We start from the raw sequence: 12,839 nt of genomic DNA, 5'->3' as shown, positions 1-12,839 counted from the left end.
AAGCGCTCCCAAGGGGGTCGTGAAGACCGACGGGTTGGAGGAGGGGGAGAGGCGGGAGGACGGGGGCCGGGGCAGCGGTGGCCCGGCCCCCGGGCGAACGGTCAGCCCTTGATCGCGCCCTGCATGATCCCGCCCACGATCTGCTTGCCGAACAGCAGGAAGGCGATGAGCAGCGGCAGGGTGCCGAGCAGCGCGCCCGCCATGATGACGGCCTGGTCGGGGATGTATCCGGTGCCCAGCGAGTTCAGGGCGACCTGCACGGTCGGCTTCTGCTGGTTGAGGGCGATGATCGGCCAGAGGAAGTCGTTCCAGGCCATCACGAACGTCAGCAGGCCGAGCACCGCCATGGCCGGCCGAGCCGCCGGGAAGACGACGTGCCAGACGACCCGCAGACTGCTGGCGCCGTCGACCCGCGCCGCCTCGATCAGCTCGGTGGGCAGCGCCTGCATGAGGTACTGCCGCATGAAGAACGTGCCGAAGGCGCTCACCAGGGTGGGCAGGATGACCGTCTGCAACTGGTTGGACCAGCCGAGGTCGCTCATCCACAGGTACAGCGGGACGACCGCGAGCTGCGGCGGGATCATCATCGTGCCGATGGTGAGCAGCAGCAGCAGGCCGGAGAACTTGAACCGCAGTTTGGCGAAGGCGAACCCGGCGAGCGTGGAGAACACGACCGTACCGACGGTGATGGTCCCGGCGACGATCGTGGAGTTGACCATCGCGGTGCCGAGCCCGGCCTGCTCCCACGCGGCCTGGAGGTTCTTGAACAGGTTCCCGCCGAACCAGAGCGGGGGCGGCGACTGCGCCAGTCGCTCGTTGTTGCGGGAGGCCGCGACGGCCGTCCAGACCAGCGGAGCGAGTGAGACCAGCGCGAAGACGGTCAGGACGAGATAGGTGACCGGGCCCGCGTGGAGCTGCTTGCCCGCGCCGAGGATCCGACGGCGCCCGGGGACCCGGTCCTCCGGCGTTCCCTTCGCCTCTGCCTGAGGTGCAGTCAGTTCAGTGGTGGTCATTGGGATTTCCTCAGCCGTCGGGTGACCAGCAGGTTGATCGCGGCGATGATCAGCAGGATCAGGAACATGGTCCACGCGATCGCCGACGCCTTGCCGAGGTTGCCGATGGTCCAGCCCTGGTCGTACATGTAGAGGCCGAGCGTCTGGTACTGGTGCGCGGAGCCGCCCTTCGACCCGCTGACCCCACCGAACAGGAGCGGCTCACCGAACACCTGCGTCGCGCCGATGGTGGAGACGACCACGGTGAACAGGATCGTCGGCCGCAGCATGGGGACCGTCACGTGGCGGAACTGCTGCCAGCGGCCCGCGCCGTCCAGCGCCGCCGACTCGTACAGGTCGGCGGGGATCGCCTGCATCGCCGCCAGGTAGATCAGCGCGTTGTAGCCGGTCCAGCGCCAGATCACGATCGAGGAGACGGCGAACTGGCCGCCCCAGTCGGACTCGCGCCAGTTGATCGGGTCGACCCCGACGAAGTGGAGGAGCCAGTTGATCATGCCGCCGTCCCACGAGTACAGCAGCGTGAAGACGAGCGTCGCCGCCGCCACCGAGGTGGCGTACGGGGTGAGCATCACGACCCGCCACACGGTCGAGCCGCGCAGCCGGTAGTTGAGCAGGTGGGCGATCCCGAGGGCCATGACCAGCTGCGGCACCGTGGAGATCACGCCGATGGTGAAGGTGTTCTCCAGGGCGTTCCAGAAGAACTCCGAGGACAGCAGGTTCTTGTAGTTGTCGAGGCCGGCCCACGTCTGGTGGTCCAGGCCGGACAGCTGCACGTTGTGCAGCGAGTACCAGGCCGTGTAGAGCAGCGGCACGAGCCCGAAGGCCCCGAAGATGATGAAGAAGGGGGCGATGAACGCGTACGGCGACGCCTTCATGTCCCAGCGGTACAGCCGGCTGCGCCAGGAGTCCGGGCCCGGCGGAGGCGTACCGCGACCCTGAGCGCCCCGGGCCGCGCCCGGCTGGGAGCCGGGCGCGGCGTCGGCGCTCGTCGCGGGGTGCGCGAGAGCCTGCTTGGAGCTGGTCACTGGCCGAGCACGTCCTTGATCTCCGCCTTGGCCGCGTTCCAGCCCTGCTCGGGGGACTTGCCCTTCTGCTCGACCTGGAGGATGCCCACGTCGGTGATCGCGGTGCCGATCGGCTGGTCCTTGGTGCCGAAGTTCTGGACCGGGATCGTCTTCGCCGAGTCGGCGAAGATCTGCGTGATCGGCGCGTCCGAGAAGTACGACGTCGTCGCGGCCGCCGGCTTCAGGGTGTCGTACGCCGCGGGCGTCGACGGGAAGCTGGCCTGCTTGGCGAAGACCTTCGCCTGCTGCGCGGGCGCGGTCAGCCACTTGGCCAGTGCGATGGCCTCCTTCTGGTGCTTGCCCGCCGTCGGAACACCGATGAACGAACCGCCCCAGTTGGCCGCGGTCGGCGCGGCCGCCACGTCCCACTTGCCCTTGCCGGCGTCACCGGACTTCTCCTGGATGTAGCCCATCATCCAGGCGGGGCAGGCCACCGTCGCGAACGAACCCTTGGCGAAGCCCTGGTCCCACGTCGGGTCGAACTGCTTCAGCTTCGCCGACATGTCGCTGGTCGCCACCGTCATCGCGGCGTTCCAGGACTTCTTCACGCCCGTGGACTTGTCCCAGATGACGTTGCCGTCCTTGTCGTAGTACCGCTGGCTCTCGCCACCGAGGGCCGCGTTGTAGACCGAGGAGGCGGAGTCCACGAACTTGGTGCCGCTCGGCGCCTTCTTCATGTACTGCTTGCCCAGGTCGACGTACTTGGCCCAGTCGCCCTTCCACTGCGCGGCGAGCTTGGTCCGGTCGGTCTCCAGACCGGCCTTCTCGAACAGGTCCTTGCGGTAGCAGATCGCCATCGGGCCGATGTCCGTACCGAGCCCGATGGTCTTGCCGTCCTTGGTGGTGGCCTGGGCGAGCTTCCAGTCCAGCCACTGCGACTTGTCGACCTCCTTGCCGAGGTCGACGAACTTGTCGGCCTGGGTCTGGACGGCCTCCGTTATGTTGCCGACCTCGATCGCCTGGATGTCGTCGGTGCCGGAGCCGGCCTGCAGACGGGTGAGCGTCTTGGGCCAGTAGACGTCGGTGCGGGTGGTGACGTTCTCCTTGATCGAGATGTTCGGGTGCTGCTTCATGTACTCGTCGTAGAGACCGGCCTGCTTGTAGCCGAAGACGCCGAAGGTGCCGACGGTCAGGGTCGTCTTGCCCTTGCCGTTGCCACCGTTGTTCGCGTCCGACGAGCCGCTGTCCGGGTCGCTGGAACAGCCGGCCAGCAGTCCCGTGGCGAGCGCGGCGACGGCCGCGATGGCCCCCAGCCTGCGGGACCGGCGGGTACTCGTGCGCATTGCGTCCTCCTGTTGCCTGACGTGCCGACCCCCCGGCCAACTGCATTGGTGGCGCCCGTTGTTACTCGCTGCGGCTCGGGCGGGGAACGTGCGGGTTGTGTATGTGTCAGGTACTGTGGGAGCGCTCCCACCAGTGATGTGTTGAAGAGTCGTCGGTTCCCGCGGGGGTGTCAAGGGTGGGGGAGCGGAGAGATGCGTTCAGTTATCGGCCTGTTAGCTGAAGATGTCATTCCGCTACATGGCCAGAGTTGTCTTATAGCCCCTTCGGAGCCCGAAGGCGAGCGCCGGGTGCGGGAACGGGTCCCCGCGCGGACGTGAGCGGCGCTCACCTCGGCGGACGGGACTGTTAGATTCCAGGCCACTTGGTGTCGACGGGAGGGCGAAGCCCATGGCAGTCCACGGAGCGCGGGGCCGCAGCGGTGGGCGGCCCACCCTCGAGGAGGTGGCCGCGCGCGCCGGCGTGGGCCGCGGCACGGTCTCCCGGGTGATCAACGGCTCCCCGCGGGTCAGCGACGCGACCCGCGCCGCGGTCGAGGCGGCGGTCGCCGAACTCGGGTACGTCCCCAACACGGCGGCCCGGGCCCTGGCCGCCAACCGCACGGACGCCATCGCCCTGGTCGTCCCCGAGCCGGAGACCCGGTTCTTCGCGGAACCGTACTTCTCGGACATGCTGCGCGGTGTCGGGGCGGAACTCTCCGACACCGAGATGCAGTTGCTGCTGATCTTCGCGGGCAGCGACCGGGAGCGGGAGCGTCTCGCCCAGTACCTGGCGGCGCACCGCGTGGACGGGGTCCTGCTCGTCTCGGTGCACGCGGACGACCCGCTGCCCGACCTGCTCTCCCAGCTGGAGATCCCCGCGGTGATCAGCGGCCGGCGCTCGGCCGAGGAGACGCTGCCGTCGGTGGACTCCGACAACTACGGCGGGGGCCGCGCCGCCGTGCAGCACCTGGTCGCCCGCGGCCGCCGCTCCATCGCCCATCTCGCCGGCCGCATGGACGTGTACGGAGCCCAGCAGCGCGTCGCCGGCTACCGCCAGGGGCTGCTCGACGCGGGCCGCCCGGTGGACGACCGGCTGATCGTGCCGGGCGACTTCACCGAGGAGGGCGGCCGCCGGGGCATGACCCTGCTGCTGGAGCGCTGCCCCGACCTGGACGCGGTCTTCGCCGGCTCCGACGTCATGGCGGCGGGCGCCCGCCAGGTCCTGCGCGAGACCGGCCGCCGTATCCCGGACGACGTGGCCCTGATCGGCTACGACGACTCGGCCATAGCCCGCCACATGGAACCGCCCCTCACCAGCGTCCGTCAGCCCATCGAGGACATGGGCCGCGCGATGACCGACCTCCTCCTCGGCGAAATAGCGGACCGCCGCCCCACCGCCTCCCGCACCCTGGAGCAGCGTCAGCTGGTGCTGCCGGCGGAGCTGGTGGTGCGGGCGTCGTCCTAGAGGTCCGGTTCGGGTGGTTTCGACGCGCCCGGAATGCCTGGCCTGCGGTTTCCGTCCCTTCGGGGGGCTCGGTAGGGCAGGCTGATGGGCATGGTCCTGCATCCCTTGCTCGGAGTCGACGAAGTGCCCGCCGTGGAGACGTACTTGGGTCGGGTGGGTGAGGTGTTCACGGTGTTCCGTGAGCAGGACTCCGGGTGTGTGTCCTACGGAGTGCGCCTTCTCGACGGCGCCCGCTGGTTCGTCAAGGAGGCCGCCGACGAACGGGGCCGCCGCTCGCTCGACCGGGGATGGGCGTTCCACCGGTCCGTACGGCACACCGCGATCGTGCCGCAGGTCCACCGGATGGCCGTCCGGGACGGATGGGCGGTGGTCATGCCGTGGCGCGAGGGCGAGGTGCTGTACCACCCCACCGTGGGCGGTCCCCGGGACCGTACGACCCAGGGGAGTCCGATGGCGCGCTTCCGGTCCCTGCCCGTCGCCGACATCCTGTGCGCGTTCGACCGGGTCCTCGACGCGCACCTCGCCGTCGAGGCCGCGGGCCATGTCGCCGTCGACTTCTACGACGGCACCCTGCTCTACGACTTCACCGGGCGGACGGTGCACCTCGTCGACCTGGACGCGTACCGGCCGGGCCCCTTCGTCCTCGACGAGGAGCGACTGCCGGGCTCACGACGGTTCATGGCTCCCGAGGAGTTCGAGCGCGGGGCCGTGATCGACACCCGTACGACCGTCTTCACGCTCGGCCGGGCGGCCCGGCTGCTTCTCGACGCGGGCGACGACGAACGGGCCTGGCGCGGCACCCCGGAGCTGCTGGCGGTCGTCGAGCGCGCCACGTTCCCCGCTCCGGACGACCGCTTCCCCGACGTCCACCACTTCGCGGCGGCGTGGCGCACGGCGGGCGGGTCCCGGCAGCGCTGACCTCAGTCACGCACCGTCAGTTCCCAGCGGACCTCGCCGTCCTGCCAGGCGTCGGTCGGTGACAGCCCCGCCGCCGTGGCGACGGCGGCGGAGGCGTGGTGCGCGGGGTGGACATGCGCGACGACCGTACGGACGCCGAACGTGCCGGTCAGCAACGGGACCAGTGACCGGGCCGCCTCGACCGCGTACCCGCGTCCCTGCCAGGGCGTGCCCACGACCCAGGCGATCTCCGCGACCTCCCCCTCGACGGTGGCCTGGACGGTCCCCACCAGGCACCCCTCCCGGCGCGCCCTGAGCACCCAGTTGCCCCAGACGACGGCGGGGTCCGGTGAGCCCGCGGCGAGCCGTTCGTACCGCGCCCGGAGCGCCTCGGCGGTGAGCGGCTCCCCGCCGATGAACGCGTGCAGCGCCGGGTCGGACAGCACCGCGGCCATCTCCTCGGCGTGCCGGGCCCGCAGCGGGAGCAGATCGAGCCGGGCGCTGGTGGTGTCGGGCTCGGGGTCCATGGCGTCTCCGTTCGACGGCCGCTCGCGGACCGGGTTCCCCCGGAACGCAATCAGCCGGTGACCTGTTCAACAGGTCACCGGCTGATTACTCAGGGTGAGTGACGGGACTTGAACCCGCGGCCACCTGGACCACAACCAGGTGCTCTACCAACTGAGCTACACCCACCATGTCCGGTCTTTGTGCTTCTCCGACCGGCCGAGAAAAAGTGTACAGGGTCGGAAGGGGTGCTCGCGCACGGCTTTTTCCGGGGCCCGGAAGGGCCCCGTCAAAGGCCTATTCGGTGGGTACGACGTGCTTGGCGGCGATGGTGCGGGCGGTGTCCGAGTCGGGGCCGGGCTGCGGGACGAAGATCGCCTCGCGGTAGTAGCGGAGCTCGGCGATGGACTCGCGGATGTCGGCGAGGGCGCGGTGGTTGCCGTTCTTGTCCGGGCTGTTGAAGTACGCCCGGGGGTACCAGCGGCGCGCCAGTTCCTTCACCGAGGAGACGTCGACGATGCGGTAGTGGAGGTAGCTCTCCAGGCCCGGCATGTCGCGCAGCAGGAAACCGCGGTCGGTACCGACGGAGTTCCCGCACAGCGGCGCCTTGCCGGGCTCCTTGACGTGCTCCCGTACGTAGGAGAGGACCTGCTCCTCGGCGTCCGCCAGGGTCGTGCCCCCGGCGAGCTCCTCCAGCAGACCGGACTTCGTGTGCATCTGGCGCACCACGTCCGGCATCGTCTCCAGGGCGGCGTCCGGCGGGCGGATCACGATGTCCACACCGTCGCCGAGTACGTTCAGCTCCGAGTCGGTGACCAGCGCGGCCACCTCGATGAGCGCGTCATCCGACAGCGAGAGCCCGGTCATCTCGCAGTCGATCCACACCATGCGATCGTTCATGTGTCTCACCCTACGGCCCGCCCCGGCCAGGTGGACCCGCCCGTGCGCCGGGCCGCGGCGACGGATCGCCCCGCGGACGGCATGCGTGAGGGCCCGCACCCGAAGGTGCGGGCCCTCACGTTCACCTACGAGGCGGTCGGGCTACGGCGCGCTGCGCTGCCCGGGCAGGCTCGGCCGGCCCGCGACGTACAGCTCGGGCCGTTCGCGCAGCGCGTCCGGCGAGAGCGCCGAGGCGCCCAGCGCCGCCGCTGTGCGGCGGGTCTGCATCGGGACCGGGCCCGGATGGTCCTGGTGCACCGACGCCGGTGGTCCGACCGGACCCGTCGCGCTCTCCGGGTCCACCGAACGTTCCGCCTGTGGCCGACGGGCGCGGTACGCCGCCCGGTACGCGGCCGGGGACGATCCCAGCTGACGCCGGAAGTGACCCCGCAGCGCGACCGGTGAGCGGAAGCCGCAGCGGCCCGCGACCTCGTCGACCGAGTAGTCGGACGTCTCCAGCAGCCGCTGCGCCTGCAGCACGCGCTGCGTGATCAGCCACTGCAGCGGAGCACTGCCGGTCAGCGAACGGAACCGGCGGTCGAAGGTGCGGCGGCTCATGTAGGCGCGCGCCGCCAGCGTCTCCACGTCGAACTGTTCGTGGAGATGCTCGAGCGCCCAGGCGACGACCTCGGCCAGTGGGTCTGCGCCGATCTCCTCCGGCAGTGACCGGTCGAGGTAGCGCTCCTGGCCGCCGCTGCGCCGGGGCGGCACCACCAGACGCCGGGCGAGCGCGCCGGCGGCTTCGTTGCCGTGGTCCGTGCGCACGATGTGGAGGCAGAGATCGATTCCGGCCGCCGTCCCCGCGGAGGTGAGCACGTCGCCGTCGTCCACGAAGAGTTCGCGGGGGTCGACGTGCACCGACGGATAGCGCTTGGCCAGTGTCGGTGCGTACATCCAGTGGGTGGTCGCCGGACGGCCGTCCAGTAAACCGGCCGCGGCCAGCACGAAGGCGCCGGTGCACAGTCCGACGATGCGGGCACCTTCCTCGTGCGCGCGGCGCAGTGCGTCGAGTGCCTCCTCGGGTGGTGGCGAGGTGATCGACCGCCAGGCGGGCACGACCACCGTGCCGGCCCTGGAGATCGCTTCCAGGCCATGTGGTGCGGTGAGTTCCAGGCCCCCTGTGGTCCGCAGCGGGCCTTCCTCGCCGGCACACACCAGAAGGCGGTAGCGCGGCACGCCGGCGTCCTGGCGGTCAATCCCGAACACCGACAGCGGTATGGAACTCTCGAAGATGGGGCCGCCGCTGAACAGCAGCACCGCGACGATCTCCTTGCGGCGTCGCCCGGACAGCTTCCGGGCCGCGGCATCCGGCGCGGCAGTGGAGTCGTGGCTCATCCTGCTAAGCCCCCCTCGGTGGTCGCGGCTCCTCGGTTGTGTCGCTCCTGCACGTTTCCCCTCGGTCCTGCACGAGTCCCCCGCCGTAAGACAAGATCGAATCTACTGTGTCCCGTGGCGCCAAGGTGACCAGATCGGTACTCCGTGGAATGTCGACATGGCAACTTGGCGTGAAGCATTCGATCACGAAGCGTTGCACTCGTGGGCCGTGCAGGGAAGTGCGCCTCGTGGCAGTGGCCAATCCACGTAGGGTGTGCGCGCCCTCCGTACCCCTTTCGGTGCAGGTGGAACGGGGGTTGGGGGGTCGTTCGACCAAGGGATGGGCCATAACGAGAAGTTGGCTGAAAAGAAACGCAGGAGTGCGTGCAAACCGGTCAGTCGACCGACTTGTTTCCCGCACCGTGACGCCCGCCACGACGGGTTCCCGAGCCGCTCGTGCCGCGTTGGCCGCCCCCCGTCTCCGTACCGTTCCCGCGTCCCGCGTCCGCCGCCGGGCCCGGTGCGGTCCTCCCGTGCCGGCCCCGCTGCTGCGGCGTCCGCTGCCGCGCGGACGACCGTGCGGCGTCCCGCTGTTGCTCGCGCAGGACGGCCGCGCCCCGCTCGGACCGGCGCAGCAGCACCAGGCAGGCTCCGGTCACGGCCGCGAGACCGAGGGCGGTGCCGGTCGCGCCGGCCAGCGAGGTGCCGTACCAGAAGAGGACCACGGGGACGAGGACACAGCTGAAGGCCGCCCAGCGGACCAGGTCGCTCACCGTGTCGGTCGCGGGCGCCGTCGCGGGGCCGGGGGCGGCGTGCGATCCGGGGTGCGCGGCGGGGCGTGATCCGGACGGGGGCGCGGCGGGGGAAGAGGACGGGGCGGACGGGCGGGGGGCGGTGTCGGGTCCGGGCACGTTCTGCTCCCTAGTACTCCTGTTGTTCTCCATGCTCTCCATGGCGATGGCTGCGCAGGGTTCAACGTCTGGTCGACCGGCCGGTCACTGCCCGGCCCGCTGTCTCCGCCGTCCGGCAGGGTGGTGCGGGCCCGCGCGAGGGCGCCGAACGGTCAGGAAAGCGCCCGTCCCTGGGTGAACCCTGTGCAAACCGCCTGTACGGGGCAGCAACCATTGCGTTACGGGCGCCTCTCATGCATGCTCCCTGGAACGCCGCGTAAGGCGCGCGGGATCTGGGCAGAGGAGGCGTGCCGCCGTACCCTTGGGGGTATGGGGTTGGGAAGATGTTTCCCAGACACAGCTCTGCCGATCGTTGTCGTCCCCACCACGAGGATCCAGACGCCGAGACAACCATGGCCGGTCACGAATTCTTCGATCACGCGGACCGCAAGCGCCCGCTCGCCGATCCCACGGCGGCCGAGCCCCTGGCGGCGGAAGCTCCACGCCAGTCCTGCGATCCCGCTTTCCAGCACGGCGTCGTCGTCGGTTTCGACGGCTCGACGTCCAGCGAGCGCGCCCTCGCCTACGCGATCGGCATGGCTCACCGCTCCGGTTCGGGCCTGATCATCGTGCATGTGGCCAACCGGCTGCCCACCACGGTGTGGGCGGGCTGCGAGCCACCCGTCTTCGTCGACGTCCCCGATCACCGCACCGAGGTGCTGGGACTGGAACTGGCCTGTGCCGAGTACCTCTCCGAGGTGCCGTGGATCCTGGTCGAGCGCGGCGGTGACATCTGCCACGAACTCGAAGAGGTGGGGCGGGAGTACGAGGCGGACGCGATCGTCGTCGGCTCCACGCACGGCATCGTCGGGCGCATCTTCGGCTCCGTCGCGGGGCGGCTCGCCAAGCGCGCCAGGCGCCCTGTGATCGTCATTCCCTGACGCTGCGTCACGCCGACCGCACCGATTCCGGGAGCGGCTCCCTCTTCTGCGTGAAGCGCGTCAACCTACCGGCGCGTAGCGGGTGTTCGTGCCCTGGTGGGGGGAATACACCGGACGCCGGTCCTTGTGGCGGCGACCGCCGGGACGCGAGATCGACCGCACCGGACAGCACGACACCCGACGCCGCCCCCGGACTGCCGCGACGCGCCGCGGCCGGGGTGTGACGGCCACCGGCTGAGATCGGCGCGGGCCGGGGCATTGGGCGGCTCCGGCCCTTCGGGAACGGTCCCCGTGCACAGGTGGCGCGCACGGGGACCGTTCATGTCCGGCTTCCGGTGAGGGACTTGGCGGTGCGGACTACTCGACGGTGACCGACTTGGCCAGGTTGCGCGGCTTGTCGATGTCTCGGCCGAGCGCCAACGCCGTGTGGTAGGCGAGCAGTTGGAGCGGGATGCCCATCAGGATCGGGTCCAGCTCGTCCTCGTTCTTCGGGACGACGATCGTCTGGTCGGCCTTCTCCTGCTCCTGGTGCGCGACCGCGAGGATCTTGCCGCTGCGGGCCTTGATCTCCTCCAGCGCGGCGCGGTTCTTCTCCAGCAGGTCGTCGTCCGGGACGATCGCGACCGTGGGGAGCGCGGGCTCGATGAGGGCCAGCGGGCCGTGCTTCAACTCGGAGGCCGGGTAGGCCTCGGCGTGGATGTACGAGACCTCCTTGAGCTTCAGCGAGGCCTCGCGGGCCACCGGATAACCTCGGACGCGGCCGATGAAGAGCATCGAGCGGGCCTCGGCGTACTGCTCGGCCAGCTTCTTGATCTCGTCCTCGCGCTCCAGGATCTCGGAGATCTGCGCGGGCAGCCTGCGCAGGCCCTCGATGATCCGCTTGCCGTCGCGGACCGACAGGTCACGGGTGCGGCCGAGGTGCAGGGCGAGCAGCGCGAACGCCACCGTGGTGTTGGTGAAGCACTTCGTCGAGACGACGCAGACCTCGGGGCCCGCGTGGACGTACATGCCGCCGTCGGCCTCGCGGGCGATCGCCGAGCCGACGACGTTGACCACCCCGAGCACCCGGGCGCCCTTGCGCTTCAGCTCCTGCACGGCGGCCAGCACGTCGTACGTCTCACCGGACTGGGAGACGGCGACGTACAGGGTGTCGGGGTCGACGACCGCGTTGCGGTAGCGGAACTCGGAGGCAGGCTCGGCGTCCGCGGGGATGCGGGCCAGCTCCTCGATCATCTGGGCGCCGATCATGCCCGCGTGGTACGAGGTGCCGCAGCCGAGGATCTTCACGCGGCGGATCAGGCGCGCCTCGCGGGCGTCCAGGTTCAGGCCGCCGAGGTGGACCGTCGAGAACCGGTCGTCGATCCGGCCGCGCAGCACCCGGTCCACGGCCTCGGCCTGCTCGTGGATCTCCTTGTGCATGTACGTGTCGTGGCCGCCCATGTCGTACGACGCGGCCTCCCACTCCACGGTGGTCGGCTCGGAGGTCGTCCGGGTGCCCTCCGTGGTGTAGGTCCGGAAGTCGTCGGCCTTGAGGGTGGCCATCTCGCCGTCGTCGAGGGTGACGATCTGGCGGGTGTGGGTGACCAGCGCGGCGATGTCCGAGGCGACGAACATCTCCTTCTCGCCGATGCCGAGCACGACGGGGGAGCCGTTGCGCGCCACCACGATGCGGTCGGGGAAGTCGGCGTGCATCACGGCGATGCCGTAGGTGCCCTCGATGACCCGCAGGGTCTCGCGGACCTTGTCCTCCAGCTTCTCCTGCTGGGACCGGGCGATGAGGTGGGTGAGGACCTCGGTGTCGGTCTCGGAGAGGAACTCGACGCCGTCCGCCTCCAGCTTCTTGCGCAGGTCGGAGGCGTTGTCGATGATGCCGTTGTGGACGACGGCGACCGAGCTGTCGGCCGACATGTGGGGGTGCGCGTTCACGTCGGAGGGGGCACCGTGCGTGGCCCAGCGGGTGTGCGCGATGCCGGTGGTGCCGGCGAACCGCTTGGGGACCTTGGCCTCCAGGTCGCGGACCCGGCCCTTGGCCTTGACCATCTTCAGGCCCGCGGCCTTCGGCGAGGTCACGACGATGCCCGCCGAGTCGTAGCCGCGGTACTCGAGGCGCTGCAGGCCCTCCAGGAGCAGCGGCGCCACGTCACGCCTGCCGATGTATCCGACGATTCCGCACATATATACGTATTCCTCAGCCGTAGACGATGCGGCGCAGCTGCCTGAGGCTGAGCTCGGGCGGCGCGACCGCGCGGTACTTCAGGTCCGCCTCGATCCGATCGAAGATCGTCGCGTTCACCAGGCCCTGTGCCTGGAGTTCGCGGTGGCGGCGACGGACGTACTCCTCGGTCGTCTCGTCGAACCAGGCGAGCACGTCCTGGACCACGCGCAGCGCCTCGCCCCGGCTCAGGGGCGTGGACCGCGTCAGATGATCAACAAGTTCGTCGTGCACCCGTTGATCCTGGGGTACCGGAAGGCGATCCGCAAGAATTCTGCCCGATATCGGGCAAGAGGTTGTTGAAACTCTTATGGGCCGCTGTTTGCACGCTGTCCATC

At 70.1% G+C, this 12,839-nt stretch carries 12 protein-coding genes and 1 tRNA gene; 3 read left to right on the top strand and 10 right to left on the bottom strand.

Features of this window, described 5'->3' with window-relative positions:
• Window positions 1-101: 101 nt before the first annotated feature.
• The 3 genes from AB0C62_RS06105 to AB0C62_RS06095 are packed head-to-tail and all read right to left on the bottom strand — an operon-like array spanning window position 102 to window position 3,360.
• Window positions 102-1,013 carry a carbohydrate ABC transporter permease gene (locus AB0C62_RS06105; RefSeq protein ID WP_362970002.1) on the bottom strand — a complete coding sequence of 304 codons (912 nt, stop codon included), beginning with the start codon at window positions 1,011-1,013 and terminating at the stop codon, window positions 102-104.
• On the bottom strand, window positions 1,010-2,038 hold the full coding sequence (locus AB0C62_RS06100; protein ID WP_362970000.1) for a sugar ABC transporter permease: 1,029 nt from the start codon (window positions 2,036-2,038) through the stop codon (window positions 1,010-1,012). Before AB0C62_RS06100 ends, AB0C62_RS06105 begins: the two co-directional genes overlap by 4 nt.
• A complete protein-coding gene (locus tag AB0C62_RS06095) occupies window positions 2,035-3,360 on the bottom strand; it encodes an ABC transporter substrate-binding protein (protein ID WP_362969998.1) in 1,326 nt (441 codons plus the stop codon). Before AB0C62_RS06095 ends, AB0C62_RS06100 begins: the two co-directional genes overlap by 4 nt.
• Window positions 3,361-3,748: 388 nt before the next feature.
• Between AB0C62_RS06095 and AB0C62_RS06090 the strand changes: the two genes are divergently transcribed.
• Window positions 3,749-4,804 carry a LacI family DNA-binding transcriptional regulator gene (locus AB0C62_RS06090; RefSeq protein ID WP_362969997.1) on the top strand — a complete coding sequence of 352 codons (1,056 nt, stop codon included), beginning with the start codon at window positions 3,749-3,751 and terminating at the stop codon, window positions 4,802-4,804.
• Between the two features lie 90 nt (window positions 4,805-4,894).
• Window positions 4,895-5,722 (top strand): serine/threonine protein kinase, encoded by an 828-nt coding sequence (locus tag AB0C62_RS06085; RefSeq protein WP_362969995.1) that lies wholly within the window; start codon window positions 4,895-4,897, stop codon window positions 5,720-5,722.
• A 2-nt stretch (window positions 5,723-5,724) separates the two neighbouring features.
• Here AB0C62_RS06085 and AB0C62_RS06080 read toward each other — a convergent pair whose 3' ends face one another.
• From AB0C62_RS06080 to AB0C62_RS06060, 5 genes are all read right to left on the bottom strand, one after another.
• Window positions 5,725-6,228, bottom strand: a complete 504-nt coding sequence (locus AB0C62_RS06080) for a GNAT family N-acetyltransferase (protein ID WP_362969993.1) — start codon at window positions 6,226-6,228, stop codon at window positions 5,725-5,727.
• Between the two features lie 93 nt (window positions 6,229-6,321).
• Window positions 6,322-6,394, bottom strand: a tRNA-His gene (locus AB0C62_RS06075).
• A 108-nt stretch (window positions 6,395-6,502) separates the two neighbouring features.
• Window positions 6,503-7,105 carry an oligoribonuclease gene (orn, locus tag AB0C62_RS06070; protein ID WP_362969991.1) on the bottom strand — a complete coding sequence of 201 codons (603 nt, stop codon included), beginning with the start codon at window positions 7,103-7,105 and terminating at the stop codon, window positions 6,503-6,505.
• 141 nt (window positions 7,106-7,246) lie between these two features.
• Entirely contained in the window at window positions 7,247-8,479 is a 1,233-nt protein-coding gene (locus tag AB0C62_RS06065; protein WP_362969989.1) for a helix-turn-helix domain-containing protein, read from the bottom strand.
• A gap of 374 nt (window positions 8,480-8,853) precedes the next feature.
• Complete coding sequence (locus tag AB0C62_RS06060) at window positions 8,854-9,231, bottom strand: hypothetical protein (protein ID WP_362970188.1); 378 nt, start codon at window positions 9,229-9,231, stop codon at window positions 8,854-8,856.
• Window positions 9,232-9,761: 530 nt separating this feature from the next.
• Between AB0C62_RS06060 and AB0C62_RS06055 the strand changes: the two genes are divergently transcribed.
• The gene (locus tag AB0C62_RS06055) at window positions 9,762-10,289 is read left to right on the top strand and encodes a universal stress protein (RefSeq protein ID WP_362969987.1); all 528 of its coding nucleotides are present in this window, start codon (window positions 9,762-9,764) and stop codon (window positions 10,287-10,289) included.
• Window positions 10,290-10,646: 357 nt separating this feature from the next.
• Here the strand turns inward: AB0C62_RS06055 and glmS are convergent, their stop codons facing one another.
• The gene (gene glmS / locus AB0C62_RS06050; protein ID WP_362969985.1) at window positions 10,647-12,464 is read right to left on the bottom strand and encodes a glutamine--fructose-6-phosphate transaminase (isomerizing); all 1,818 of its coding nucleotides are present in this window, start codon (window positions 12,462-12,464) and stop codon (window positions 10,647-10,649) included.
• A gap of 13 nt (window positions 12,465-12,477) precedes the next feature.
• Window positions 12,478-12,735 carry a hypothetical protein gene (locus AB0C62_RS06045; RefSeq protein WP_164370625.1) on the bottom strand — a complete coding sequence of 86 codons (258 nt, stop codon included), beginning with the start codon at window positions 12,733-12,735 and terminating at the stop codon, window positions 12,478-12,480.
• Window positions 12,736-12,839: the final 104 nt, after the last annotated feature.

Origin of the sequence: Streptomyces sp. NPDC048643, assembly GCF_040650615.1 — a bacterium.
Taxonomy (GTDB): domain Bacteria; phylum Actinomycetota; class Actinomycetes; order Streptomycetales; family Streptomycetaceae; genus Streptomyces.
Note: the sequence above shows the minus strand (reverse complement) of the source record. Positions and strands in the feature narration are given on the sequence as shown.